Consider the following 697-nt stretch of genomic DNA (forward strand, 5'->3'; position numbering starts at 1 on the left):
CCTCCCGGTCGAGCCGGTCGACGCGCGCCTCCAGCGACGGGTCGTCGCCGCAGGCCGCGGCGAGGTCGGCGCTGTGCCGGGCGTGCTCGTCGGCGAGCGCGGCGTCGTGCGCGTCGGACGACTGGAGGGAGGCGGCGACCCGCTCGGCCTCGGCGCGCTTCTCCTCCCCCTCGGCCTCGGCGCGGCGCAGCTCGGCGTCCAGCCGGTCGACCTCGGCGGCGGCGGAGTCCAGCTCGGCCACGCGGACCAGCGCCGCGTCCCGTTCGGCGGCGATGTCGGCGGCGGGCTCCTCCCCCGCGATCTCCAGCTTCGCGTCGCGCTCGACGCGCAGCCCGTCCAGGTACCGCGCGGCCTGCTCGCGACGGTGCTGGGCGGCCTCGAACTCCTCGCGGGCGCGCTCGACGGCGTCCTCGTCCGGGATGTCGGCGCTCGCGGCGGCGGGCGCGGGATGCTCGGTCGCGCCGCAGACCCGGCAGGGCTCGCCGGGCAGCAGCTCGGCGGCGAGCACGGCGGCCATCCCGGCGAGCCGCGCCTGCTGCAGGTCCTGGTGGCGGTCGCGGGCGTTCTGCGCGGTGTCGACGGCGGCGCGGTGCGCGTCCTCGGCCCGCTCGATCAGCCCGTCGAGGTGGTCGCGGCGCTGCGCGGCGGCGAGCCGGCGGTCGAGGTCGTCGGCGCGGGCCCGCTCGCCCGGGAGCTC

At 79.9% G+C, this 697-nt stretch carries 1 pseudogene; it reads right to left on the reverse strand.

Annotated features, from left to right (window positions below):
- Nucleotides 1-697: pseudogene (locus DZF91_RS40045) on the reverse strand (AAA family ATPase); the annotation flags it as partial.

The organism is Actinomadura logoneensis (assembly GCF_003428695.1).
In the GTDB taxonomy this organism is placed as follows: Bacteria; Actinomycetota; Actinomycetes; order Streptosporangiales; family Streptosporangiaceae; genus Spirillospora; species Spirillospora logoneensis.